A 25,924-nucleotide genomic window follows, 5' to 3' on the forward strand; every position below is an offset into this window, starting at 1 on the left:
CATAGTGTGGCCGCGATTTTTTTAATGCAAGTAGCTAGAAAGTCGAGCCGCATCTTTTGCTGACAGCTCTACCGTCATCAGCGTACCTTGCTCGTCATACTCCGTCTCGAGTACATTCGCATGCGTATTTAAATAATCGACAATTTCTCCTTGTTCAAAAGGAATCCGTAACATCAGCGTCTGATAATCTTGGAACACACGGTCTTTAATTTGGTCAATTAGCTCTGGTATACCTGCACCTTCTTTTGCAGCAATCCACAATTGATCGTCTTGATAAACTGGATACTCTCGGTCTGCCTTGTCACTCTTGTTGAACACATAAAGAGTAGGCACGTCCTCTACACCAATCTGGTCTAGCGTTTTGTTGGTAATGTCCATCATGTAACGGTATTCTTCGTTTGACACATCCACCACATGAAGTAAAAGATCCGCATCGCGCGCTTCTTCAAGTGTAGAGCGGAAAGCTTTCACAAGATGAGTCGGCAGCTTGCTGACAAAGCCAACTGTGTCTGTAAGTAAAAACTGTTTCTGATCCTCTAGCTTCACCTGTCTCACCGATGTTTCAAGCGTAGCGAACAGCATATCCTTCTCAAACACTTGCTTCTGTTCCTTACCCGCCACTTGCATGATTTGATTCATGATTGTAGACTTCCCTGCATTCGTGTACCCGACTAATGACACGACCGGTAGTCCTTGTTTTTGTCGGCGCTTGCGCTGCGTATCTCGCTGGCTTTTTACAGTTTCGAGTTCTCGTTTGATGCGAGAAATCTGTTCTTCAATTTTACGACGGTCGAGCTCTAACTTCGTCTCCCCGGCACCACGGTTTTTAAAGCCGCCACCTGTTCCTCCACCTTGACGAGATAAGGAAGCACGAAGCCCTACAAGGCGCGGCAACATATACTGAAGTTGTGCAAGGTCTACTTGTAGCTTCGCTTCTCTCGTTTTTGCACGGCGAGAGAATATAGCTAAAATCAGCATCGTGCGGTCCATGACTTCGCACTCTAATACTGCTTCCAGGTTACGAATCTGTGAAGGAGACAGTTCGTCATTAAAGATCACGAGGTCTGCTTCCATTGCTTCAAATAATAGTCCGATTTCTTCTACTTTTCCTGTGCCTACATAAGTACCAGCATGGATTCGCTCTAAGTTTTGCGTGACGATTCCAACGGTCTCAATGTCGATGGCAGCTGCTAAGTTCTCTAACTCTTCCATTTCATAGTCAAAATGATGATCCAGCTGCTTTTGCACGCCTACTAATATGGCTTTGTCTCTTTTTTGTTGTTCCATTTACGGACACCTCCTACGGCAGGAATGTATACGTCCCGCCTTCTATCTCTATCGTATTGTGCGTGCCCGTCCCTGCAATGTCAACTCGCTGCAGGCGACCAGGTCCTCCGGCCGAATTTACAAACTGTAACCGGGTATTGTCTAACACAACTTCATTGTCTTCTACCTTTGCATCAAACAACTCCGCCCATTTTTTTGCAGTAGCGTTTGGATCATCTGTAGAAAGAATCAGATGCTTCACCTGCAACTGCTCAACGTGATCCGGAAGTTGGTCCGCAGCCTTTAAGTCTGAATATTTTTGGTCTTGAGTCTGCTCCCACTCGATGAAAAATGGCAGTGGCACTTGATCTGATGGTTCTTCCCTTACAAAAAGCATTTTCCAGCGCAATACTTCCCCAGCCGGTGTTTCCCGTGAAGCATTTAAGACATCTGTTGTCGCTATCCCTTTTTGTCGAAACTTCTCCCATACATCTTCAATCGAATCAGGACGCAAACAGATGGTGCCAAATCCAGGACCATTTGGACGGTCATGCAGTAATAGCTGGGTCAACGGATGATCTGCACTCTCAGCTACCGATAGCTCCTGAAGTGATAACCATTCAATATAGCTCGATGCTAAGAAAGAAAGTGTGTTGGCTGTCCCCCACTGCGCATGTTTCCCCCCAAGCACGCTCTTAAATCCAGCGGTGTCCGCTTTAATTTTCATAGTTTCAGGTGATGCGGTCACAAAGTGAACGATGTGATCTAGATGCATAAACTCTCTCCTGTCTTTTGGTGTCTATTTCCCGGGAAATAACGCCTTAATTTGTCACTTTTTGTTGCCCTAGTTCCCGAAGCATGTACTTTTGAATTTTACCAGAAGCGGTCATCGGATACCCTTCCGTAAACTCGATATAGCGCGGAATCTTGTGATGTGCGATATTGCCACGAGCAAATTCTCGGACATCTGCTTCAGTAAGACTATGCCCTTCTTTCACTATGATCCATGCCATTAGTTCTTCTCCGTATTTAGCATCTGGTATACCTACGACTTGCACGTCTTGAATATTTGGATGCTGATAAAGGAATTCCTCGATTTCTTTCGGGTAAATATTTTCTCCTCCACGGATCACCATATCTTTGATCCGACCTGTGATGTCGATATAACCGTCCTCATCCATAACAGCGATATCTCCGGTATGCAACCACCCTTGATGATCAATAGCACGTTTTGTTGCTTCTTCATTTTTATAATAGCCTTTCATCACCAGGTATCCTCGAGTGCACAATTCTCCGGGTACTCCCACTGGTGATTCTTCTCCAGTTGCCGGATCAATGATTTTCACTTCTACACCAGGGTGCGCGCGTCCTACGGAACTTACTCGTTTTTCGATTGCATCATCCGTCTTCGTTTGCGTAATGACAGGAGAAGATTCCGTCTGCCCATAGGCTATCGTGATTTCGCTGGCGCCCATATCTTGTATCACTTTTTTCATCACTTCCATAGGACAAATCGAGCCCGCCATAATGCCTGTCCGTAAGCTCGACAAATCAAACTGTGCGAAGTCCGGTTCGTTCAATTCTGCGATGAACATCGTAGGTACTCCGTAAAGTGCTGTACAGCGCTCATCTTGAACAGCTTGCAACACTTTTTTGGGATGGAACTGCTCCACAATAACCATAGTAGTTCCGTGGATAACACTTGATAGCGTTCCCATAACACACCCGAAACAATGGAAAAACGGTACAGGGATACACAAGCGGTCATTTTCCGTCAAATGTATGTAATCCCCGACTAGTTGTGCATTATTGACGATATTCCGGTGCGATAGCATAACCCCTTTTGGGAATCCAGTCGTCCCAGAAGTGTACTGCATATTGATGACATCTTCATTGGACAAGGAGTGGAACCGCTCTTCAAGCTCCTCTACTGTCACTTGATCTGACAACGCTTCAAGCTCAGACCACTTCATCATTCCTTCGACATCTTGATCATTCAGCAAGATAGTGCGTTTTAAATGGGGTACATGATCCTTTGCTACTTGCTGCACGATATCAATATAAGAAGTTCCTTTAAATCCATCTGCCAACAGCAGCGTCGTACTATCAGATTGCTGAAGCAAATATTCGAGTTCTTTCTTTTGATAGCTCGTATTGACTGTTACAAGGACAGCTCCTATTTTGGCTGTAGCGAACTGAGTCAATAGCCACTCTCTCTTGTTATCTGCCCAGATGGCCACATGCTCCCCTTTTTGAATACCTAGGGCCATAAACGCTCTCGCTAATCGGTCTGTCTCTTGGTCAAACTCGTGATACGTCTTCCGAATTCCATGTTCCGGATAGACATAGGCTTCTTGCTTTGGAAAGCTTTTAGCTGTTTTTCGAAGTACTTCCCCAATCGTCAATTCATTAAACAAAACAATCTCCCCTTTGTCATGTTGTCTCTTTTATATTATCACAAAATTCTGACGAGACTTTCGATTCCCTCCCAAATTTTGAGTGTGCTATGATGAACTACAGAACTTGATTGAACGGAGGATCCTCTATGGAACTACAAGAACTACAAAGCGAACTCACGACTCGGTTGAAGGACCGCCAACTCATTAGAGCTGTCATCAGTCAACCACGACTTAAAACGGATACAGCCACAAAAATCAAGTGGAAACCGATTGAAATCAAAGGGATTTACCATATTCAACTGGAATATCATTTTGACCAGACAATCACTCATGAAAACATCACGCTTGAAGATATCTCTCGTAAAGTAGAGGAACTTCTCGAGCAGTACCGTCAATTTCAGATTACTTGGGCAGGTGAATCCACACATATCCAACTGTCTAAGAAGAAAAAAGTAACGATGAAAAATGCAGCAAATGAAGAATCTCTTCCTTCTCAGTTGTCACATAACCGGAAAAAGAATTATGTATTGGATCCCGACACGATTCACCCGTTTCTTGTGCATCTGGGAGTTCAGACGAAAGACGGCAAAATCAAAAGTCAAAAACAAGACAAATTCAAACAGATCAATCGCTTTGTGGAATTTGTTGAAGACTCACTTGCCTATTTACCAACAGACAGACCTCTTAACATCATCGATTTCGGTTCCGGTAAATCGTATTTGACGTTTGCTCTATACTACTATTTAAGAGAGTTAAAAGGCTACGAGGTTCACATCACAGGCCTCGATTTAAAAAAAGACGTCATTGCGCATTGCGAGCAGTTGGCTCGAGAGCTTGATTATGAAGGACTCCATTTTGAAGTGGGAGATATTACGGATTACAACGAAGCACAACAAGTGGACATGGTCGTAACCCTTCATGCGTGTGACGTCGCAACAGACATGGCGCTTGCGCGTGCCGTGAAATGGGGAGCAAAAGTGATTTTAAGCGTACCGTGCTGTCAACATGAATTGTTCACCCAGCTCGATTCTCCTGAACTGAACGTCATGCTTCGCCATGGCTTGATCAAAGAGCGCTTTGCGTCTTTAGCTACAGATTCGATTCGTGCGCAAGTCCTCGATTTAGTGGGTTACGAAACGCAGCTCGTTGAATTCGTAAACCTGGAGAACACACCTAAAAACATTTTAATCCGCGCGTACTTTACAGGTCAGGAGCCGAAGAAATCGACTGTTGAAGAAACAGCTGCGTTCTTACGTTTCTTGCAGGCGAAGCCGTTTCTTGTAAAAGAGCTAGATACGGAATTGAAAGGAGTTCTGACATGAACCCGTCTACTTGGACCATTCGCAAACTGGTGAACGGAGCGATTTTGATCCCTGCTGTTTTCATAGCATTGCTAGTAAGTACCACTTTAGAACTCTCTGGTTGGATTACTGTGCTGATAGCTATTGCTTTAACGGCTGTTCTCTTTGTCATCGTCAATCGTTGGAAGGCCTTAGATCGTCCGATTTCCAAAACCACTTATACGATTTGGAATGTCGTTATCATTCTGTCGTTTGTCATTATCTACTACACCATCCGATCTACTATGTAAAAGCAAAAAACCGCCAAGTGGCGGTTTTTTTATATCATATTTTGTGGCTGCACATACTCATCAAACTGTTCTTCCGTCAGCAGTTCCAAATGCAGTGCCGCTTCTTTCAATGTCGTACCGTTCTCATGCGCGTACTTCGCAATCTTCGCTGCATTTTCATAGCCGATGTACGGATTAAGTGCCGTTACCAGCATCAAAGAATTCTCAACGTGGCGGCTGATAACGTCTTGATTCGGTTCAATCCCAACAGCACAGTTATCGTTAAAGCTATGAATAGCATCTGACAACAATCGAACAGACTGTAAGAAATTAAAGATGATCACAGGCTTAAACACATTGAGTTGATAGTTCCCTTGGCTTGCCGCAAACGAAATCGTCGTATCGTTCCCCATTACTTGAGCGACCACCATTGTCATCGCCTCACTCTGAGTTGGATTCACCTTCCCAGGCATGATGGAGCTACCTGGTTCATTTGCCGGAATGGTCAACTCCCCAATACCAGACCGGGGACCACTTGCAAGAAGACGCACATCATTTGCAATCTTCATCAAATCGGCTGCTAACCCTTTTATAGCACCATGTACGGCCACTACATCATCATATGAAGTCAGCGCATGGAATTTGTTCTTCGCAGATACAAACTCCGTGCCTTCTAAACGTGTGATCTCTTTTGCTACTAAATCACCAAATTCTTTTGGTGCGTTGATCCCGGTACCAACTGCGGTCCCTCCAATAGCGAGTTCTCTCATATACGGCAGGACCGTTTCAATCATCTGCTTCGACTTCTCAAGCATCCGGACCCATCCACTAAACTCTTGGCCTAGGGACAGAGGCGTAGCATCTTGTAAATGCGTGCGTCCTATCTTCACAATCGACATGAACTCGTTAGATTTCTGTTCAAGCGTCTTGTGCAAAGCATTGATTGCCGGTAATAAGCGTTGTTCTACTGCAACAACCCCTGCGATGTGAAGTGCAGTCGGAAACGTATCATTTGAGCTCTGTGATTTGTTGACATCGTCATTTGGGTGGAGTCGTTCCTCCGAGCCTTGTTCTTCTAACAACTGATTGCCTCGATTGGCAATCACTTCATTGACGTTCATATTGGTCTGAGTCCCACTACCTGTCTGAAATACCACTAGTGGAAACTGGTCATCCCATTTACCAGAGCGAATTTCTTCCGCTGTTTGGACGATGGCATTGCGCTTAGCTTCAGATAGATTTCCTAAAGAATAGCTGACCTCAGCTGCTGCCGATTTTACTGTAGCTTGGGCATAAACGACTTCCAGTGGCATCGTATCTGTTCCAATTTTAAAGTTTTGCTTACTTCGTTGCGTTTGGGCTCCCCACAGTTTGTCCGCAGGCACTTGAATTTCACCCATTGAATCCTTTTCAATCCGATATTCCATTCAAAACCCTCCCTATTCTCACTGTCTACAAGCTGAATTGGACCAGTCCTGTAGAGACTTCCCTTTTATCATAGCGCTCATTTCTGAGCGGTACAATCAATGTGGCTTCTCCAAACAGGAGGTTTAAATTCGATTCATCGTTTCGATTGGAGTAGAATAATAAGGTAACTTGACTCAAATAAGGAGGAACGGCTGTGAAAGCTCTCGCCGCGTTTGTCACGCGTTTTTATAAAAGCATCATTGCTTCTTGGGTACTGCTATTAATTGCTTCCGTCTACTTTGCCATTCAACTTCCTGATAAACTCCAGGGAGACGGATTCCGCACGGACGGCGAGCACGAACAAGTCATGGAAGTGCTGACTGAAAAATTCGATATCCCTAAAGACACGGTACTGATGGTATTTGATGGCTCTTCAGATGAGATAATCGAAGGTTCTTTAGCCGCTGTTGAGGATCTAAATGTTGCAGATCAAATCGTCTCTCCACTAGAAGACGACAACTTACGTGAAGGCGATATTGCATACGCTCAAATCCACTTCACTGGAGAAACGGATGATCTGCCAACTATAGTGGAAGACATCCGAGCTATTGCAGATGAAGAAGAGTCCGTCTCTATAACAGGCGGTCCAGTCATCAACAAAGATATCAATACTGCCAGTCAAAAAGACTTGGCTAGTGCCGAAGCTATCGGTCTACCGATTGCCATTGTCGTGTTACTATTAGCATTCGGAAGTGTTATGGCTTCGTTCATCCCTTTAATTATCGGGATTATGACAGTCGTGATCTCGCTCGGAATTTTAGGAGTGCTCGGTGGCTCATTAGATTTGTCGATCTTTATTTTAAATATCATACCAATGCTTGGATTAGCTCTCAGTATTGACTTTGCTTTGCTATTTATCAATCGCTATAAAGAAGAACGGCTCCACCAATCTATTACTGATGCAGTTCAGACAGCTGTTAGGACGTCAGGTCGTTCCATCATCTTTTCAGCCATCTGTGTATTCATTGGGCTTGGGGCCATGCTTGTCATGGAAGTAGACATCTTTATGAATATCGCTCTTGGTGGAACGCTTGTCGTGACGCTGGCTGTGCTATCATCACTAACATTGCTACCTTCTTTACTTATGTTGATTGGAGATCGCATCAACAAATGGACGATTCTTCGAGTACGTCCTGGTGGAAGCTCTCGCTGGCAACAGTTTGCGGCATTTGTCATGAAGCGTCCTGTGGCACTGATTGTAGTGGCTCTCGTATTACTTGGCATTGCCATCATTCCTGTAAAGAACATGTCGCTTTCTATTCCTCAAGTCGACTCGTTGCCGGAACAGTATGAGTCTCGTCAATCCTATGATTTACTGGATGACACATTTGGATTCGGAGAGCAATCGACGGTTTATTTATTAGCGGAACGCGAAGACGGTTGGGATTCTGAAGAAGCGCGAGCAGATATTTATGATTTGCAAGAACTTCTTAGAGAAGAGGATGGGGTAAAAGATGTAGCGACTATCTATACCGCCACAGAGATCCCGTCTCCGGAAGCACTTGAACAACAACTGCAAGTTCCTGAAGCTGCCGCTGCTCTTAAGCCCGCTTTTGAAGGGTTCATACAAGACGAGCTGCTTTTCATCCCAGTGACCCTTGATTATGAAGGTGCCTCAAGTGAAGCTCAAGAGTGGGTCCGAGATTTTGGTGACCGTACTTTCGATTATGATGTTTCAATAGGTGGTCAACCAAAGTTCAATCAAGAAATCTTTGATGAAATTGCGAGCAAAATTGGTTTATTGCTCGCAATTATTTTAGGGTCGACGTTCATCATTTTAATGATTGCGTTCCGTTCCCTATTGATTCCGTTGAAAGCGATCTTGATGAACATCATCGGACTCGGTGCAACCTTCGGAATCCTTGTGTACATCTTCCAGTATGGCCATTTTGGTCTACCGGAAACGGAGATAGCACTGATCATCCCTGTCATTGTCTTTAGCTTAGTATTTGGGCTCAGTATGGACTATGAAGTATTCTTAATCTCAAGGATTCAAGAAGAATACGTAAAGACCCAAAACAATACAGCGTCTACTATTACTGGACTTGTGTCTACAAGTAAAATCATTACTTCAGCAGCTTTAATTATGATTGTTATTACCGGAGCCTTCGCATTCACTGATGTGATGCCCGTGAAACAGATCGGAATTGGAATTGCTATCGCGATTGCCATCGATGCTACTATCATCCGGTTGCTATTAGTACCAAGCTTGATGAAGCTTTTCGGCAAGTGGAATTGGTGGCTACCGTTCCGTAAAGGTCCATACAAAGCAGGAGGCCTTCACTAAAATCTACCGCTCAGAAATGAGCGGTGTTTTCCGCTTGACTATATACCCCTATAGGTATAATATAGTTTGTACAAGGCATCCTAAATCTTTTGTGCTATACTTTTCTGCAATGAAGCACTCCGGGAGGGTAGATCATGAAATACGATGCAAAGACAAAAAACCGGATTAAACGCATTGAAGGCCAGTTGCGCGGAATTCTCCGGATGATGGAAGAAGAGCAGGAATGTAAGGATATTATTACCCAACTCTCTGCCTCTCGTTCTGCAATCGATCGTACGATTGGCGTCATCGTCAGTGAAAATCTTGTGTCCTGTGTCCGCAAAGCGGAAGAAGACGGCGAGTCATCCGATGCCTATGTAAAAGAAGCGGTGCAACTTTTAGTTCGCAGCCGCTAATCCAACAACTATTCATACAAAGGGAGCGAGTGTAGATGAAAACAATCACACCACAAGAAGTAGAACAGCAATTAAAAGAAGGTAAACAATTAAACTTAATCGATGTTCGTGAAGCGGATGAGGTAGCTTCTGGACACATTGACGGAATCACACACATCCCACTAGGTGTTCTTGAGTTCCGTATGAACGAACTAGACAAAAACAAAGAATACATCATGGTCTGCCGTTCAGGTGGCCGCAGTGGTCAGGCGACGATGTTCTTAGATAGCCAAGGGTACAACGTAACGAACATGTCTGGCGGTATGCTAGAGTGGGAAGGCGAAACAAAACAAGGTTAAGAAACGCAAAAAAGACCCCTCGGGGTCTTTTTTTAATCTAAGCCAACAGTAGGTTCTACTGATACGGCAGCACTTTGTCCAGGGTAGGACTCTGCCACTGCTTCATGAGTGACTCGAACTTCATCCCCCACCTGTACTTTGTTTTTTTGATCCAAAGTTACGCTGAACCAAATAGCAGGAAGGCCCGAATCCAAAATAGTCTCAGGCGTTACCCCTTCAATTTCTTCAGCAGTTCCTGATACCACTAGCATCCGATCATCTTGAATCGCCAATACGTATCCTGTAAATTCATTTGACCCTTCTTTTCCTTGTTGGGTCGGATTGTTAGCGAAGAAGGCGAAGACGGCAGTCATGATCAAGCCCACTACTACTACCACACCAATCACTAAGGCAATTGCTAACTTTTTCCCACTCATTCCGGTCGCTCCTTAATCTCTACGAGTAATCCATTCTGTAATAATAACAAACGTGATGACAACAGCAATGACTAGGGCAATAAACCATGTAGGCATATCCATCATCCTTTCTTCCTTCTAGTATAGGTGAATTTACTCCTAACGAAAAGGACCTGCATCTTTATCCGTAGGTCCTTTCATTTATTCTTTATCTGATGGCGAATCGGAGCTACCGAAATCTTCAACGTCTTCAAAGCTGTTGTCCATATCTTCTCGTTCAGCAGCCGCATCTAAAATCTTTTCTTCTATTGGACGATGATCATCAGGGGATTGATCGGCATGTTCTACGCAAGTTAATGCTGTTGGTACAATTTCAAGTCGCTCATACGGAATCTTCTTTCCACAAACCTGACAAGTTCCGTATGTACCCTCTTTCATTGCTTGAAGTGCCTCATCGATTGCCTCGAGCTCTTCTTCTTCATGACGTTCTAGCGCCATCTGAGTATGCTGATCTGTTAAATCCGTTGCATTATCTGCTGGATGATTATCGTAATTAGAGAGTTCCGTTGTCTCAAACTCTTCTTGAGAATCATGGTGCGCTAAAATTTCTGCGCGTCGTTCTTCTAATTGTTTTTTAAGTGGTTCGTAGTTCATAGCCCTCTTCCTCTCTGTACTCAATTACTACAGAGAATACCCGGTCTCGTTCTTTCTAAAACAACTCAGTGTTCATAAAGCATCTTCCGAGTCATGCCACCATCGACCACAAAATTTTCAGCAGTAATAAAATCATTGCGCTCATCAAGTAAGAATGAACAGACTCGAGCAATGTCTGAAGGTTTCCCTACGCGACCAGACAAGTGCTGCTCATGATCGATCGCTCGCAAATTCTCATAGTCACTTGTTTCAATCCAACCAGGCGCAATACTGTTGACTCGAATATGATAAGGTCCAAGAGTTCGAGCAAGTGCATGTGTCAATGCAACAATGCCTCCTTTTGAAGCGGCATAGGCTTCTGTATCCGGTTCAGACATAAAGGCTCGAGTCGAGGCCATATTTACAATCACGCCGCCTGTATCTTTCATCTCTTTGGCGACAAGTTGACTGCACTGGAACATGCTTGTGAGATTCGTTTGAATCACTTCTTGCCAATCCTCAAGTGTCAAACTGAAAAAGTCGGAAAACTTACTGATGCCCGCATTGTTGATTAACCCATACGGAGTGCCATGTTCTTTGAAAACTTTCGCAAACGTAGCGTCTATTTGTTTGGCGTCCATCAAATCAAGTGGATAGTAAACACTGTTCTCTAACTCTTGTACTAGAGCTTCTCCTTGTTTTTCATCTCGGTCTAATAAAACGGTCGCATATCCTTCTGCATCCAAAAGCTGAGCAATCGCTTTTCCAATTCCATTTGCTGCTCCTGTCACGATAATTGTCTTCACTCCAAGCACTCCTCTCGTTTCCTGCACATCTTTACAGAATATATTGTATAATAGAATTACAGTGTGAACATAGAGGAAGGATTGTACCGATATGCCCATTCCATCAGATATGAGTAAACCAATACGTAAAACAGCGAAACTTCATGCCTATCACCAGCTTCTAAACTGGATCATTGATGGCACCTTACAGCCAGAAGAAAAACTCAACGATATTGAACTGGCACAAGCACTTGGAGTCAGCCGCACTCCGATTCGTGAATCGTTACAACTCTTAGAGTCTCAAGGGTTTGTCACTATGCAACCAGGACGTGCCACTCAAGTGACTCCTGTTCAAAAAGATGATATCAACCATCTGTTACCGCCTCTTGCCTCGCTACAAGCGTTAGCAACCGAGCTGGCAGCACCTCATATGACAGAAGAAATCATCGAGGAGTTAGAAGAGAAAAACCGTCAGTTTGCGGAGTCATTAAAAGCTAAGAATTTCACAGAAGCACTACGAATCGATGAGCAGTTCCACCAAATCATCATTGACACAGCAAACAACCCGTATATCTCACAAATCGTAGAGATGCTACAGGCTCATGTACGTCGGTTATTCTATTCAGAGAAAATCATTTTACGTGAGTCTTCTATCGAGACTCATGCAAAATTAATTCAATTGTATAAAGAAAAACAGACTCAGGAATTGGCAGCGTTGATGACAGATAACTGGCTCTACACTTTAGAAGAACTATAAGAGGCTGCGACAAAAATAAGCAAAAAGGAGTTTCTCGACATCACGAGAAACTCCTTTTTTGTATATTATTTTGAGTGCAGGGGAAGCGTTCCGCGGGCGCGGGCTGAGCCAAGGTCTCAGCTTCCGCTTTTTATCCCGCTGGAGTCACCCCTGCACTCTTTTAAATGTATCTGTATTTACTATTTTTGATAAAACACACTTGTTATGTCCCAATCTCTTTAGTTTGCTGTCGTAGGCGTTGAAGTCATTCGAGCTGTGACAATCCCAATTACGACGATAATCAAGAAAGGAATTAACCATCCTAGTCCAAGACCATAGAACGGAAGGATAGAATCATACACAGAAACGATTGACGCCAACCAACTTGGGGCTGCTTCTCCGAAGAATCCTTTCAAACCGTCCACGATACTAATCAGGAAAGTAACAAATGTCACTGCTGCAAATACCCAACGTTGATGACCGAATAATGGAGCTGCAAACGTCAATAAGATCAACGTAATAGCTAATGGATAAAGAAGTAACAGGACTGGAATCGAATACGTGATAATCGAAGACAGACCAAAGTTTGCAAAAATGGTCGTTAACACGATAAAGAAGATAGCGAATGTTTTATAGCTGATCGCAGGAAATAGATCATGGAAATATTCAGCTGTTGCTGTTGTTAAACCAATTGCTGTTGTTAAACATGCTGCGATAATAACCACTGCCAGAACTGCAAGACCTATTGCACCAAAGTAATAATCTGCTGCTGTACTTAAAACAGGCCCCCCGTTCTCAAAAATCCCAAATGCTTCTGTAGTTGTAGCTCCAAGATATGCTACCCCTGCATAAATCAAACCTAGGAACAATACAGCAATTCCTCCTGATTTAGCAGTGACTTTTAAAACACCCTTTGTAGAAGTCACACCTAAACGACGGATAGATTCAATTACAATAATTCCGAATACTAGAGAAGCCAAAGCATCCATCGTGTTATAGCCTTCAGTGAATCCTGTCATGAAAGCGTTCGTTTGATAGGCTTCTGTCGGTCCTGTGAAGGATCCCACTGGGTTAAACAAAGCAGCTAGAATTAAAATAGCTAACCCGATAATGATGATTGGAGCCAAATATTTTCCGACACGATCCACAATCTTTGTTGGATTTAAAGACAACCAGAGCGTGATTCCGAAAAAGACTATTGTGAAAAGTAACAAGCCCGTTTGTGCGAAAGATTCGCTTACAAATGGCTGAATTCCAATTTCATAAGCTACCGCCCCTGTTCGTGGTAATGCAAAGAAAGGCCCAATAGTTAAATAGAGCGCTACTGTGAACGCAATCCCGTAAAACGGGTGTACCCGCCCTGCCAAGTCTTGTAAACTGCGGCTCCCTGAAAAGCCCATTGCAAGTGTTCCTAAGAAAGGCAGTCCAATACCCGTGATTAAGAATCCTAGTACTGCAAAAAATAACGCTGTCCCGGCATTTTGACCAAGACTAGCTGGGAAGATTAAGTTTCCAGCACCAAAAAACAGTGCAAACAACATGATACCGATGACTAACTGATTCGAAAAGGATAATCGTTCGTTCATCTAAAACCCTCAACTTTCTATTTTCTAATTGATATATTGCATATTCGCTCAAGTTTCGATAATACTAGACAAAACATAAAAAAGCAACCATTATCAGTTTTTTCATACTTTTCACCATAGCCTTGCAATTTTTTGCATAATGAAAAGGAACCAGAGTCATTCCAGTTCCTTTTTAATATGGAAAGAAAACCTACTTATGCACCGCGTACAGGCTATTCAACCATTCATTTATAATGCAACTCAGTAATTCAGGCCGTTCGTACATACTCATGTGGGCTGCATCTTCAATCACTTTTTCAGTAGCTCGTTTTGAATCTCCAATAAATGTTTTGTACGAGGGAACCACTTCATCCGTTTGACCTGCAACGAGAAGTTGTGGAAAAGAGTCTTCTGTAACAATATGACGGCGATCTTTCCGATCTCGCATCGCTCTTAAAAAACGAATGGCTTGTTTGTCATCTGTTTTATAGGCAATATCAAGAACTCGCTTCACCACTTTTGGGTGGGTTTTCGCAAATGATTTATCAAATAATTTAGGAACTAGCCCTTCAACAAACGATTTCATCCCTTCTTTTTGAATCGTTTGTATAGCTTTATCACGACCTTCTTTGCCTTCATCAGAATCGGGAAAAGCAGTGGAATGGATTAAGCCAAATCCTAAAACGTGTTCTGGATAGCGTTCTACATAAGCTAGCGTCAAATAGCCTCCGAGTGAATGCCCTATTAAAGTCATTTTCTCAAGTCCAAGCTCTAATTTCCATTTATGCAGCAGCTCTACATAATCTTCAAGCGTGTGGTACTGCATTGATTTAGAATCCCCGTGCCCTGGAAGATCTATGTAGTAAGCTTTGATGTGAGGCTCTAAACTAGCTGCAACAGGTTCAAAGTAATGACGACTTCCACAAAATCCATGCAAGAAAACGACTGGTTCTCCTTCTCCTTTTACCGTATAGGCTATTCCGTCAGAAGAGAGCTCGTGATGATTCATTCAATCAACCTCCCTATTCGTTTTGTTAGTAGGTGTATTCCCTTCTCTAAACCTTCTCACACATTAAATTTTCTGACTATTATCCAACTAAATGCCTAGTTTCAAAGGAAACTCTGTGCTAGGATGAAAGAAAACGAATAGTGGGTGAAAAAGGTGAAGACTGTTGAAGTACGCGATGTTCAGATTGGACAAGGAAAACCAAAAATTATTGTCTCCTTAATCAGTGCCACGCGACAAAAACTACAACAAGAAATAGAGCATTTACTTCAAAAGCAACCAGATATCTGGGAGTGGCGATTGGATTTCGTGGATGTGCATGATCAAAGTGATATCTTCGAAACCTTGTCATTAATCCGTGAATTGACGTTCCCTTCTCCCTTAATTGTTACATACAGAACGGTGCAAGAAGGTGGACACGGGCGGCTTCGCTCCGATGCTTATAAGGACCTTTTGCTCCAAATCGCAAGCACCCAATTGTGCGACTTCATAGACGTGGAATTGTTTTCTGAAGATGTTAAAGACTTGATACATGCCATCCACCAAGCAGGATGTAAGGTCATTGTCTCCAATCATGATTTTGAAAAGACACCTCCAAAAGAAGAATTAATTTGGAGATTGCGAGAGATGCAGTTTATCAATGGGGACATTGGCAAACTAGCTGTCATGCCCAAGCGTGCTCATGACGTCCTGTGCCTCCTCGATGCGGCAGATCAGATGAAGACGCTTTATGCAGACCGTCCATTTCTTGTTATGGCAATGGGAGACCTCGGAGCCATCACTAGACTTGGTGGACACCATTTCGGATCTTGTGCCACATTTGCTGCAGGCTCCTCCCCATCAGCACCAGGGCAATTGCCGGTAGACCTAATGAAGCAACTTCTTCTATAACTATCTTGAGAAACCAGTCCGCTGGTTTCTTTTTTTATGAAACTTTTTATTTCGTCCTCCGTACAATAAGCAGAGAGGAGTGACTACGATGACCTTGGTAATTGAAGATGTAACGAAAACCTATCAAAACTTTAAAGCTGTCGATCAGCTCAGTTTTACCATCCCAAAAGGTGAATCTTTTGGATTGATTGGTCAGAATGGAGCAGGCAAGACGACGACCTTCCGCATGATTTTAGATTTACAGGAAACTACACATGGAACGATCAGCTGGGATGGCAAACCGATGAATGCAATAAATCGGGACTTACTTGGCTATTTACCTGAGGAACGCGGCATTTTCCCTACTATGCCTGTAGAAGAACAGCTCTACTTTTTCGGGGAGCTTCGCGGGAAGAAACGCAAAGACTTGAAGCCTGAAGTGGAATACTGGATTAAACGCTTTGAACTCGATGAAAAGCGGAAAGAGAAGGCTGAAAAACTATCAAAGGGAAATCAGCAAAAAGTCCAACTGATTGCGAGTTTCATCCACCGTCCGGAATTTTTGATTTTAGATGAACCTTTCAGTGGTCTGGATCCGGTCAATAAAGACTTACTTAAAGATGCCATCTTACACCTAAAGCAACAAGGAACTACCATCTTGTTCTCTAGCCACCAAATGGATCACGTAGAAGAACTCTGCGATCATCTATGTTTATTGAAGCGCGGGAAATCACTGTTTTCAGGGAGTTTGCTTGATTTGAAGAAGTCGTATGGAAAGATCAAACTCTCCGTTCGCTCGGCTCACTCGGCAGATGAACTTAGTCAACAGCCCGGTGTCGTATCGGTTCTACAAAAGAAAGACCATCTTGTGTTGACACTTGAAGATGAATCCTACGGAGAAGCATTATTCCGCTATATCTCAAACGGGTCCTTTGTAGAACGTTTTAGCCTAGACTACCTGTCTCTTGACGAAATCTTTAAACTGAAAGTAGGTGAACCGGTTGAGCAAATTTCTACTCTTGGTGAAACAACTTTATAAGCAGAAAGTGAAAGCCAAGTCCTTCATGCTCACTATTCTTCTTTATACAGTAGTCATCGCAGGTGTCGTATTCTGGAATAACATCAGTGACCTACTCTTCAGCGACGAACCGATGCAAGTGGCCATCGTCGATGAAACAGCTTCGGATGCAGGAGCACTGATTGTAGAGAGTGACGATTTAGAAATCACCGAGTTCGATGGTTCTTTAGAAGAGGCTAAAGAACAAGTTGACGCAGAAGAGCTCGATATTGCAATCCATCTTGAAGATAACGAAGGACAACTCGCAGCTACGATTTATACATATGAACCACTTTCCTTCACTACACAAAACACGCTGTCTTCTCAGTTGGATTATGCAGGAAAACTATACGCTGTGCAGCAGATGAATCTGAGTGCCGAGCAGGCAGAACAAGTTTTAGGTGCTCAAGCTTTTATTTCTTATGAACTTGTGAATGAACAAGCTACTAACGGCAAATCCGAAAGTGAAAAAGCAGCAGGTATTGGTGTCTCTTACTTTGTTGGGTTTCTCATCTACTTCTTCGTGATGACGTTCTTGTCCATGATCACATCTGATGTGGCATCTGAAAAAGGATCACGAGTGTTAGAAGTGTTACTTGCTACTATCAAACCGACGACACATTTTCTTGCCAAAGTGGTGGGAACTTTACTCGTGGCGCTCACGCAACTTGCGGCAGTCGCTGTAGTGGCTATACTCTTACTGACAGTAGCGGATGGCGGTGCTCAGTTAGAAGTCCTTCAGACGCTTTTAGAAGATTTATCTGTGGCTTACGCTGTGTATACGGGCGCTTTCCTATTAATGACGTTGTTGTTCTATCTAATTTTTGGTGCTCTCCTAGGCTCCCTTGTTTCTAAAGTCGAAGAAGCGAGCCAAGCATTGGTTCCAGCAATGATGATGGCTCTAAGTGGATTTTATGTGCTGATCACAGGCTCTTTCAATCCCGATACAATGCTCATCAAAGTGTTCTCGTACTTGCCGTTTTCATCTGGAATGGTGATGCCACTGCGCATCGGAGCGACGGATATGCCACTGTGGGAAGCTGGATTGTCCTTCCTAGTCCTCACGGCAACAGTTGTTGGTCTGTTCTTCTTCACCATGCATTTCTATAAACGCAGTGTGTTGACGTACACGACAGGCGGTATTTTCTCGAAATTTAAAGCAGTCTTTAAACATACGACATGAACAGGCGAAGTTCCGCCTGTTCTTTTTCGGACCTACAAATAAGTTTACATGCTTTAGAAATCGACTTCTATGTCTTAGAAATGAAGCTTGATGTTCTAGAAATCGGCCTTCATGTCGTAGAAAGCACGCCGCTTGCTCCAGAACGACCGCTCACCCACCATAAGCAACAAAAACCCGACCACGAATGGTCGGGTTTTCTGCTTACTCGGCCCGCGAACGGATCCAGCGCTCCACAAATTGAGCTGTGACCGGAAGCATCGCTTCATCCGGTGCCATCTTGGCATGATGCAGGCCATACTCTGTCTGCGCCCCTGCCCAGAACAACACGCCAGGTATCTCAGCCAAGAAGTAGCCAAAGTCTTCCCCTGTCATCGCTTCTTTCGCCTCTTTATACGTCACATCTGAGTCTTGAACCGCAAAGTCTCTAAATGCTTCGGCAAGTTCATGATGGTTGTACACTTGATGGTACGAAGAACCATAATCAATCGCGACTCGACAGTCAAAGGCTGCTTCCACTCCTCGGCAGATCGCTTCAATTCTGTCTTTTACCTGAGCCATCACGTCTGCGTCGAACGTGCGAATCGTCCCTTCGAGACGAGCATGACCTGAAATGATATTTTGCACTGTCCCTGAAGTCATCTTGCCGATCGTGACTACACTCGGTTGAAGCGGATCAACGGACCGGCTGACGATGGACTGCAATTGAATGAGTAGATGGGCTGCTGCTACGGACATATCCGTCGTGCGGTGTGGAAACGCAGCATGCCCTTCTTTTCCATACAAATCAATGTACAACTCTGAAGTATTGGCAAACAAGATGCCAGGCTTGGTTGAAATTACCCCAACAGGCAACTCAGGCGCCACATGAAGAGCATAAAACTCATCTGGAATGAGTTCCGGATGCTGCTCTTTTACCCATGAAAGCATCGGCAGAGCCCCACCAGGTGATTCTTCAGCAGGTTGGAAATACACGAGCACATCGTCCTTGGCGGGACGTTCCGCAAGCGCTTCGACTAAATGCAGCGCCACTGTCATATGCACATCATGCCCACATGCATGCATAAAACCAGCATGCTGACTCGCAAAGGCAAGTCCCGTCTGTTCCTCTATCGGCAAACCGTCGATATCGGTTCTCCAAGCAATCGTCTTCGTAGGATGGGTCCCCTTGATCTTTACAATGAAACCCGTTCGCCAAGAAAACACTTCTAGATGCTGTTGATGAAAAGAAGCCAAGGTTTCCTCTATTAGTTGCTTGGTCTTCCATTCCTCAAAGCCACGCTCCGGAATCTGATGCAAACGACGACGAAGTTCTAGTAGATTTTGCATCGTCCTACAGTTGGCGAAGCTCTTGCATGATTTCTGTTTTCGAACGCGTTTTGTCGTCGATTTCTTTGATGACGCGCGCTGGTGTTCCACCTACTACTGTGTACTCTGGTACATCCTTCGTAACAACCGCTCCTGCTGCTACAACAGAGCCTTTACCAATTTTCACACCTTCTAATACAACGGCGTTTGCACCGATCAACACATCGTCTTCTACGATAACTGGTGTTGCAGATGGTGGCTCGATAACGCCTGCTAATACTGCTCCTGCCCCAATATGACAGTTTTTACCGACAGTGGCGCGACCCCCGAGGATGGCTCCCATGTCAATCATCGTACCGTCTTCGATAGACGCACCGATATTGATGACAGCGCCCATCATGATGATGCAGTTGTTGCCGATATGCACTTGATCACGAATAAAGGCACCTGGCTCAATACGAGAATTGATGGATTTCAAATCGAGTAGTGGAATCGCTGAGTTGCGGCTTTCATTTTCAATCACTACATCTGTAAGCTGATCTTTTGCTGCTTCTAAAGCAGGTTCAATTTCTGCCCATTCACCAAAAAGAATGCGAGAGTTGCCGTCACCAAATACTTTTGTATGCTCACCAAATGAAAGATCTGCTAGGTTATCTCCGTTGACATAGACCTTCACTTGAGTAGATTTTTTTGCGTGTTGAATGTATGAAATGATTTCGTAAGCATCTAGTTGCTTCATTGCACTACCTCCCTAAAGTTATAATGCCTATTGTACAAGAATAAAGTTGATTTATCACGTATTTTTATACATTTGAGCAAAGTCATTTACTTTCATCAAAAAAATTTGTATAGTTTAAATACTATAATTCATACAAGAATGGTGGGTTTTAAATGAAAACTATTCCAAAACCTCTCGTAACTCTCAATCAATGGATCATCGTGCTCGCAGTCGTTGCGGCACTAAGTATACAGTCTATTTGGCCACTTCTGATTCCATTCCTAGCAAACGGAATCAGTTTAGCAACGGGCTTCCACCCAATATTAGCTCCGGCTAAAAAATTGTTGAAACAGCCCCTTTCTTCATATGTCCAAGAAGATGTGGGACAACTTCGATTTAATCAAATGATGGCTGTTGGGTTTCTTGCAGCTGCGATTGTCGGCGGATTGATCGGTAGCACGGTTTTATTTGTAGCTGCTAGCATCATGGTCGGCCTTGCAGCATCTATTGCTCTTGCCGGCTTCTGTGTAGGCTGCTTCATTCGCTTCCAGTATCAGCAATGGAAATACCGTCGTAGCGTTTCTTCATAACTTTCATAAACTGTTGGCCGAAACGGGTCAGCAGTTTTTTTGTTTGGAGTGCTTTGTTCCCTTAGAGGCTTTGTTTGTACCCTAAATTTTTCTTATGTGACTTGAGCGGACTCGTTTGTGCCTTTTGGTTGCTTGTTTGTGCCTTTTGGTTGCTCGTTTGTGCCCTCAGCTCTTTTTCACACCAAAAATCCCGGCTGCACCAAAAGGTGAGCCGGGATTTCCACTTTATGCTTCTAAGTCTTCTTCTTTTTTATTGTTCTTTCGGAAACTGATACGTCTGAATAAAAACAGACCGATGAGTCCCAAAACGATAAAGGAGAATATCGAGCCGATCGACTGCGTAGAAAGCTGACTCTCCTGCACTCCTTGCGCGCTGAACTCCACACTGCGAGTTCCCACGATATAGACACCTGGAGATTCTTCTACTGCAATTTTCTCGCTCGGATCGACTCCTGGAATTTCATAGTAGGCTGTTCCTACTTCGTAAGCATTGGAAAAGTTGCCGCTATAAAACTCGGCACGGTCTGCATATTCCGTGACCTCACCAAGTTTCTCTCCGACTTCATCCACCGTCTCACTGGATAGCTCATAAACGTGGTCTTCGTAGACTACAAAAAAGCTTGCGTAGTTCGCAAAAGCTTGTGCCGGCACTACTATCCAGCTCAGCAACACGAGCCATGCTAGTACTCGTTTCATTCGCCTAAGTCCACATTGTGATAGACTTGTCGAACATCTTCAAGATCCTCGATGGCATCAATCATTTTTTCAAATTGCGCTTGGTCTTCTGCACTCAGTTGAATATCATTTTGTGCAAGCATGGTTAGCTCCGCAACTGAGAACTCAGTTACTCCGTTTGCACGGAAAGCTTCTTGTACAGAGTGGAATTGATCTGGCTCTGCGTAAACAACCACGTTGTCGTCTTCAGCTAAAATGTCACGAGCGTCAACATCAGCTTCCATCAAAAGCTCAAGCACCTCGTCTTCCGACTTGCCTTCTACCCCGATAACCGCAGTGGCATCGAACATGTACGATACTGAACCACTGACTCCCATGTTTCCACCGTTTTTCCCGAATGCTGCACGTACATCAGAAGCGGTGCGGTTGACGTTGTTTGTTAACGCGTCGACGATTACCATCGAGCCGCCTGGGCCAAAGCCTTCATAGCGCAACTCGTCGTAACTTTCTTCTCCGCCGCCTTTTGCTTTTTCAATCGCTTTATCGATGATGTGTTTTGGCACACTGTACGTTTTTGCGCGTTCAAGTACTACTTTTAATGCTTGGTTCGAAACCGGATCTGGCTCACCTTGACGTGCAGCTACATAGATCTCACGACCGAACTTGGCATAGATTCGGCTAGTATTGGCATCTTTAGATGCTTTTTTTTCTTTGATATTATTCCATTTGCGTCCCATAAATTGTCACTCTCTTTCGTTTGTGTCGCCTCCCATTATACACGATTGACCCCCTGTTTGTATGCTATAATGAGACCATAACTACTACATCTTAAAGGAGTTTTCGAATGACCGTTCACGTATCTTTCTCAGGCGATCTTAAGAGCCTGGTGACACCAGAAGCAACAGCTAAAATCACATCGATCAAACAAGCAATGGATGCTCGCACTTCAGCCGGTGCTGACTTTTTAGGCTGGAAAAACTGGCCATCTGAAATGGATGCCGCACTAGTTTCTCGCATTCAAGAAACTGCTCAAGCGATTCAAAAACAAGCAGACGTTCTTGTTGTCATTGGTATTGGAGGATCTTACTTAGGAGCGAAAGCCGTTCTTGAAGCACTTCACCAACCGTTCCTAACAAATGAAGGCGTTGAAATCATTTTCGCGGGACACATGGTGAGTGGTGCCTATCTCAAAAACTTAATGACTTACTTGGATTCTAAAGAAGTGGCGGTAAATGTCATCTCGAAATCTGGTAAAACAACAGAGCCCGCTATTGCATTCCGTTTCTTACAAGATTACATGGAAACACGCTACGGTGCAGAAGCTGCCGAACGAATCTATGTGACAACAGATGCCGAAAAGGGCGCTCTACTAGATGTTGCTAAAGATAAAGGGTATGCACGTTTTGTCGTGCCAGATGATATCGGGGGACGTTATTCTGTCTTCACATCAGTCGGCTTACTTCCGATAGCTGCTGCCGGGTACTCGATCGAGCACTTGCTTGCAGGTGCGAAACGGGCAGAACAAGAGCTTGGCTCTGTAGATGCTGAGACGAATCCAGCCATTCAGTACGCTTTGATTCGTGATCATCTGTACCGCGCAGGTTATCCTGTTGAAATCTCTGCTGTGTTCGAAGAGCGGTTGAAGTATGTTCAAGAATGGTGGAAGCAACTGTTCGGAGAAAGTGAAGGAAAAGAAGGCAAAGGAATTTTCCCAGCGTCTGTCGTGTATTCAACGGACCTTCACTCGTTAGGTCAATACGTGCAAGACGGCAAGCGTATGTTATTTGAGACATTCTTAAAAGTCGAGAGTGTAGAAGACGATATCACGATGCAACATGCTGAAAATGACAGCGACGAACTGAACTACCTAGCAGGCAAAACATTGCACGAAGTAAATGATGCTGTCCAACAAGCTACAGCTGAAGCGCATCTTTCTGGCGGCGTGCCTTTAGTGACACTATCAATTCCTGACTTCTCAGAAGAGACTCTTGGCTACCTGTTGTATTTCTATATGATCAGCTGTGCTTACAGTGCGTACCTGTTAGAAATCAACCCGTTTGATCAGCCCGGTGTGGAAGAATATAAAGTGAATATGTTCCGTTTACTTAACAAACCTGGATATTAAGAAAAAGGCTCGATGAACTTCTGTTCATCGGCCTTTTTTTGTTTACTTTTCGTTTCATGTAGGGGAAGCGTTCCGCGGGCGCGGGCTGAGCCTCGGTCTCAGCTTCCGCTTTTAATCCCGCTGGAGTCACCCCTACATGACTTTTGGTTTTTTAACAAATACAAATCAATTTGAAACTTAGAGCATGTGCATTTTCTTAATACGCCACACCTAAACGTTTGTGGAGTGAATGAGATTCAGTCAAAACGGTGAACGCACAGTGTGCTGTGTCGGCAGTAGAAATCTGTTTTCCGTCCACCGGCAACATATCCTCTTCCGTCCGGTACTCTCTCGTCAATGGTCCATCGGGTAAATAGGTCGGGCACACGATCGTCCAGTCGAGCGTGCTATCTCGGAATGTCTCGTACACTGCCGCATGTTGTTCCGCTGCGAATGTCAGCTTGCGATTCGACTCTCCAGATTGAAACCGATACAGCTTCGGTTGTGTACGGCTTTGCAGGATGCCTGCCGTTCCAATAGTTACGACTCTCTTGATTCTTAGCTTTTCCATGCTAGGCACTAAAGCAGTAACGAAATCAGTGAGAGTGGTTGTCTTATCGGTTCCAAGAGCGCTAAACACAGCTTCTACTCCTGCTAGCGTCGTTCCAATATCGGAAGAGTTGCGGGCATCACCGACATGAACGGTCAACTCATCACGATCCATCCACTCCTGTTTGTTCCGGACAAGTAACTTCAGCTCATGCCCCTGCTCAAGAGCTAGTTCTGTAAAGTGACGCCCCACTCGCCCTGTTGCACCAAATACTGCGATTTTCATAGCATTCGCCTCCTGCTTTTAGTGTACCGAACTCCTTAAAGAAAACGAAAAGAAAACCCTTGTTCAGCTATAGGAACAAGGGTTAATCATTAAACTAATTTATAAACTCGTGCTTCAAAAGGTGCTAATTCAAGTCCTTCAGAATCCGAATTGCTCAGTACGATTTCCGCATCTCGAATCGTTGCGTACAACTCTTCAATCGAAGCTGCTTCATCCGTCAGATTGGAAACGATCACAAATGTTGTGCCATCTAGAGTACGTGTATAGGCATAAACTTGTTTATCATCTTCCATAAGAAGCTCGTACGCACCGTAGATAAGTGCTTCGTTTTCTTTACGAAGGCGAATCATCGCTTTGTAGTAGTTCAAGATAGACGCTTCGTCTGCAAGTTGACGGTCCACATTGATTTCTGTGTAGTTCGGGTTCATCCCAATCCAAGGCGTTGCTGTCGTAAAACCGGCATTCGCTTCCTCAGACCACTGCATTGGTGTACGTGAGTTATCACGGCTCGTCTGCCATAGATCTTGCATGATCGCTTCATGAGTATCCCCATTTTCCATACGTTCACGGTACATGTTTTTAGCAGAAACGTCGTTGTACTCTTCGATTGTTTCGAACTGCACGTTTGTCATCCCAATTTCTTGCCCTTGGTAGATGAACGGAGTTCCTTTCATGAAGAAATACATCGTCGCAAGTGATTTTGCACTTTGTGCCCAGTACTCTTGATCATTGCCCCATGTCGAAACGATTCGCGCCTTGTCATGGTTTTCGATGAACAATGCATTCCAGCCGTCTTCAGCAAGTGCATGTTGCCAACGTGTCAACACGTTCTTGAGTTCTAAGACGTTCAATTCATTTCCGTCCCACAGTCCTAAATGCTCGAACTGGAAGACCATATCGAACTTGCCGTCTTGCTCATTGACCCACTCCAAGATCTGCTCGCTGCTGACTCCGTTTGCTTCTCCGACCGTCATGATGTCGTAATTCGCAAACGTTTTGTCTTTCAGCTCACCAAGAAACGGCATGATGCCTTCTACGTTCATGTATTTGGACCAGGCCTGAATATAGTCTTTTCCTTCTTCAGCTGGCATATCGGAGAACGTCAGGTCTTTCTTAATATGGCTGATCGCATCTACGCGGAATCCATCGATTCCTTTATCGAGCCACCAGTTGACCATATCGTAAAGTGCCGTGCGGACGTCTTCGTTTTCCCAGTTAAGGTCCGGTTGTTTACGAGAGAACAAGTGTAAGAAGTACTGCTCTGTCTCTTCGTCCCATTCCCATGCTGAACCACCGAAGATGCTTCCCCAGTTGTTTGGCTCTTTGCCGTCTTTGCCATCTTTCCAGATGTACCAGTCGCGTTTGTCGCTGTCTTTCGACGCACGAGACTCGATGAACCACTGGTGCTCATCGGAAGAGTGGTTGATAACTAGGTCAATGATTAGCTTCATGCCGCGACTGTGCACTTCTGCAAGCAATGCATCAAAGTCTTCCATTGTGCCGAATTCGTCCATGATATCTTGATAATCACTGATATCATAGCCGTTGTCGTCATTTGGAGATTTATACATCGGACAGATCCAGATGATGTCGATGCCCATCTCTTGAATGTAGTCTAGACGGGAGATCAAGCCTTGAAGATCACCGATTCCGTCTCCGTTTGAATCTTGGAAACTGCGCGGGTACACTTGGTACGCAACAGCTTCTTTCCACCATGTCTTTTTCATAACCTGCCTCACTTACTT

At 44.2% G+C, this 25,924-nt stretch carries 26 protein-coding genes; 11 read left to right on the top strand and 15 right to left on the bottom strand.

The features are described from left to right. Window positions 1-21 precede the first annotated feature (21 nt). Genes hflX through CQS04_RS11360 form a run of 3 tightly spaced genes read right to left on the bottom strand, consistent with a single transcriptional unit; the run spans window position 22 to window position 3,683 of the window. Window positions 22-1,287 (bottom strand): GTPase HflX, encoded by a 1,266-nt coding sequence (gene hflX, locus CQS04_RS11350; protein WP_100354239.1) that lies wholly within the window; start codon window positions 1,285-1,287, stop codon window positions 22-24. Window positions 1,288-1,300: 13 nt separating this feature from the next. Further along, on the bottom strand, window positions 1,301-2,041 hold the full coding sequence (locus CQS04_RS11355) for a VOC family protein (protein WP_100354240.1): 741 nt from the start codon (window positions 2,039-2,041) through the stop codon (window positions 1,301-1,303). Between the two features lie 46 nt (window positions 2,042-2,087). Then, on the bottom strand, window positions 2,088-3,683 hold the full coding sequence (locus CQS04_RS11360) for an AMP-binding protein (protein ID WP_100354241.1): 1,596 nt from the start codon (window positions 3,681-3,683) through the stop codon (window positions 2,088-2,090). A 128-nt stretch (window positions 3,684-3,811) separates the two neighbouring features. Between CQS04_RS11360 and CQS04_RS11365 the strand changes: the two genes are divergently transcribed. Together CQS04_RS11365 and CQS04_RS11370 are read left to right on the top strand one after the other, a co-directional pair. After that, window positions 3,812-4,987, top strand: a complete 1,176-nt coding sequence (locus tag CQS04_RS11365; RefSeq protein WP_100354242.1) for a class I SAM-dependent methyltransferase — start codon at window positions 3,812-3,814, stop codon at window positions 4,985-4,987. Continuing rightward, the gene (locus CQS04_RS11370) at window positions 4,984-5,256 is read left to right on the top strand and encodes a hypothetical protein (RefSeq protein WP_100354243.1); all 273 of its coding nucleotides are present in this window, start codon (window positions 4,984-4,986) and stop codon (window positions 5,254-5,256) included. Before CQS04_RS11365 ends, CQS04_RS11370 begins: the two co-directional genes overlap by 4 nt. Window positions 5,257-5,285: 29 nt before the next feature. On the opposite strand, the gene fumC is transcribed toward CQS04_RS11370, so the two are convergent. Continuing rightward, window positions 5,286-6,662 carry a class II fumarate hydratase gene (gene fumC, locus CQS04_RS11375; protein WP_100354244.1) on the bottom strand — a complete coding sequence of 459 codons (1,377 nt, stop codon included), beginning with the start codon at window positions 6,660-6,662 and terminating at the stop codon, window positions 5,286-5,288. 194 nt (window positions 6,663-6,856) lie between these two features. On the opposite strand from fumC, the gene CQS04_RS11380 reads away from it, so the two are divergent. The 3 genes from CQS04_RS11380 to CQS04_RS11390 all read left to right on the top strand — a co-directional run bounded on the left by CQS04_RS11380 (window position 6,857) and on the right by CQS04_RS11390 (window position 9,722). Beyond that, window positions 6,857-8,989 carry an MMPL family transporter gene (locus CQS04_RS11380; protein ID WP_100354245.1) on the top strand — a complete coding sequence of 711 codons (2,133 nt, stop codon included), beginning with the start codon at window positions 6,857-6,859 and terminating at the stop codon, window positions 8,987-8,989. A 134-nt stretch (window positions 8,990-9,123) separates the two neighbouring features. Further along, window positions 9,124-9,384, top strand: coding sequence for a metal-sensitive transcriptional regulator (locus CQS04_RS11385; protein ID WP_094943148.1), 261 nt, complete (start codon window positions 9,124-9,126; stop codon window positions 9,382-9,384). 35 nt (window positions 9,385-9,419) lie between these two features. Then, window positions 9,420-9,722: a rhodanese-like domain-containing protein gene (locus tag CQS04_RS11390; protein ID WP_094943146.1), complete on the top strand. Its 303-nt coding sequence runs from the start codon at window positions 9,420-9,422 to the stop codon at window positions 9,720-9,722. Between the two features lie 32 nt (window positions 9,723-9,754). Here the strand turns inward: CQS04_RS11390 and CQS04_RS11395 are convergent, their stop codons facing one another. From CQS04_RS11395 to CQS04_RS11405, 3 genes are all read right to left on the bottom strand, one after another. Further along, complete coding sequence (locus CQS04_RS11395; protein ID WP_100354246.1) at window positions 9,755-10,138, bottom strand: DUF3221 domain-containing protein; 384 nt, start codon at window positions 10,136-10,138, stop codon at window positions 9,755-9,757. Window positions 10,139-10,318: 180 nt separating this feature from the next. Continuing rightward, complete coding sequence (locus tag CQS04_RS11400; protein WP_100354247.1) at window positions 10,319-10,771, bottom strand: TraR/DksA C4-type zinc finger protein; 453 nt, start codon at window positions 10,769-10,771, stop codon at window positions 10,319-10,321. A gap of 65 nt (window positions 10,772-10,836) precedes the next feature. Then, window positions 10,837-11,556 carry an SDR family oxidoreductase gene (locus CQS04_RS11405; protein ID WP_425430246.1) on the bottom strand — a complete coding sequence of 240 codons (720 nt, stop codon included), beginning with the start codon at window positions 11,554-11,556 and terminating at the stop codon, window positions 10,837-10,839. A gap of 109 nt (window positions 11,557-11,665) precedes the next feature. On the opposite strand from CQS04_RS11405, the gene CQS04_RS11410 reads away from it, so the two are divergent. Further along, window positions 11,666-12,292 carry a GntR family transcriptional regulator gene (locus CQS04_RS11410; RefSeq protein ID WP_342745777.1) on the top strand — a complete coding sequence of 209 codons (627 nt, stop codon included), beginning with the start codon at window positions 11,666-11,668 and terminating at the stop codon, window positions 12,290-12,292. 218 nt (window positions 12,293-12,510) lie between these two features. Here the strand turns inward: CQS04_RS11410 and brnQ are convergent, their stop codons facing one another. Together brnQ and CQS04_RS11420 are read right to left on the bottom strand one after the other, a co-directional pair. Further along, window positions 12,511-13,857 (bottom strand): branched-chain amino acid transport system II carrier protein, encoded by a 1,347-nt coding sequence (gene brnQ, locus CQS04_RS11415; protein ID WP_100354249.1) that lies wholly within the window; start codon window positions 13,855-13,857, stop codon window positions 12,511-12,513. A 190-nt stretch (window positions 13,858-14,047) separates the two neighbouring features. Continuing rightward, window positions 14,048-14,845 carry an alpha/beta fold hydrolase gene (locus CQS04_RS11420; RefSeq protein WP_100354250.1) on the bottom strand — a complete coding sequence of 266 codons (798 nt, stop codon included), beginning with the start codon at window positions 14,843-14,845 and terminating at the stop codon, window positions 14,048-14,050. Between the two features lie 144 nt (window positions 14,846-14,989). Between CQS04_RS11420 and aroD the strand changes: the two genes are divergently transcribed. The 3 genes from aroD (at window position 14,990) to CQS04_RS11435 (ending at window position 17,952) form a co-directional block, all read left to right on the top strand. Further along, on the top strand, window positions 14,990-15,733 hold the full coding sequence (gene aroD, locus CQS04_RS11425) for a type I 3-dehydroquinate dehydratase (RefSeq protein WP_100354251.1): 744 nt from the start codon (window positions 14,990-14,992) through the stop codon (window positions 15,731-15,733). A gap of 88 nt (window positions 15,734-15,821) precedes the next feature. After that, window positions 15,822-16,751 carry an ABC transporter ATP-binding protein gene (locus tag CQS04_RS11430; RefSeq protein WP_100354252.1) on the top strand — a complete coding sequence of 310 codons (930 nt, stop codon included), beginning with the start codon at window positions 15,822-15,824 and terminating at the stop codon, window positions 16,749-16,751. After that, a complete protein-coding gene (locus CQS04_RS11435; RefSeq protein ID WP_245858811.1) occupies window positions 16,735-17,952 on the top strand; it encodes an ABC transporter permease in 1,218 nt (405 codons plus the stop codon). The genes CQS04_RS11430 and CQS04_RS11435 overlap by 17 nt, the downstream gene beginning before the upstream one ends. Before the next feature lie 201 nt (window positions 17,953-18,153). Here the strand turns inward: CQS04_RS11435 and CQS04_RS11440 are convergent, their stop codons facing one another. Beyond that, window positions 18,154-19,278, bottom strand: coding sequence for an N-acetyldiaminopimelate deacetylase (locus CQS04_RS11440; protein ID WP_100354254.1), 1,125 nt, complete (start codon window positions 19,276-19,278; stop codon window positions 18,154-18,156). Between the two features lie 4 nt (window positions 19,279-19,282). Beyond that, a complete protein-coding gene (dapD, locus tag CQS04_RS11445; protein ID WP_100354255.1) occupies window positions 19,283-19,996 on the bottom strand; it encodes a 2,3,4,5-tetrahydropyridine-2,6-dicarboxylate N-acetyltransferase in 714 nt (237 codons plus the stop codon). A gap of 152 nt (window positions 19,997-20,148) precedes the next feature. Here dapD and CQS04_RS11450 point away from each other — a divergent pair, with 152 nt between their 5' ends. Next, window positions 20,149-20,565 carry a DUF4395 domain-containing protein gene (locus CQS04_RS11450; protein ID WP_100354256.1) on the top strand — a complete coding sequence of 139 codons (417 nt, stop codon included), beginning with the start codon at window positions 20,149-20,151 and terminating at the stop codon, window positions 20,563-20,565. Window positions 20,566-20,790: 225 nt separating this feature from the next. Here the strand turns inward: CQS04_RS11450 and CQS04_RS11455 are convergent, their stop codons facing one another. Beyond that, the gene (locus tag CQS04_RS11455) at window positions 20,791-21,261 is read right to left on the bottom strand and encodes a hypothetical protein (RefSeq protein WP_100354257.1); all 471 of its coding nucleotides are present in this window, start codon (window positions 21,259-21,261) and stop codon (window positions 20,791-20,793) included. After that, window positions 21,258-21,977 (bottom strand): YebC/PmpR family DNA-binding transcriptional regulator, encoded by a 720-nt coding sequence (locus CQS04_RS11460; protein ID WP_100354258.1) that lies wholly within the window; start codon window positions 21,975-21,977, stop codon window positions 21,258-21,260. Before CQS04_RS11460 ends, CQS04_RS11455 begins: the two co-directional genes overlap by 4 nt. Window positions 21,978-22,084: 107 nt before the next feature. On the opposite strand from CQS04_RS11460, the gene CQS04_RS11465 reads away from it, so the two are divergent. Continuing rightward, on the top strand, window positions 22,085-23,365 hold the full coding sequence (locus CQS04_RS11465; protein WP_100354259.1) for a glucose-6-phosphate isomerase: 1,281 nt from the start codon (window positions 22,085-22,087) through the stop codon (window positions 23,363-23,365). 196 nt (window positions 23,366-23,561) lie between these two features. Here the strand turns inward: CQS04_RS11465 and CQS04_RS11470 are convergent, their stop codons facing one another. After that, complete coding sequence (locus tag CQS04_RS11470; protein WP_100354260.1) at window positions 23,562-24,179, bottom strand: NAD(P)-dependent oxidoreductase; 618 nt, start codon at window positions 24,177-24,179, stop codon at window positions 23,562-23,564. Between the two features lie 89 nt (window positions 24,180-24,268). Further along, on the bottom strand, window positions 24,269-25,906 hold the full coding sequence (locus CQS04_RS11475; protein ID WP_100354261.1) for a glycoside hydrolase family 13 protein: 1,638 nt from the start codon (window positions 25,904-25,906) through the stop codon (window positions 24,269-24,271). Window positions 25,907-25,924: the final 18 nt, after the last annotated feature.

Origin of the sequence: Chryseomicrobium excrementi (assembly GCF_002798305.1) — a bacterium.
Classification (GTDB): Bacteria; Bacillota; Bacilli; order Bacillales_A; family Planococcaceae; genus Chryseomicrobium; species Chryseomicrobium excrementi.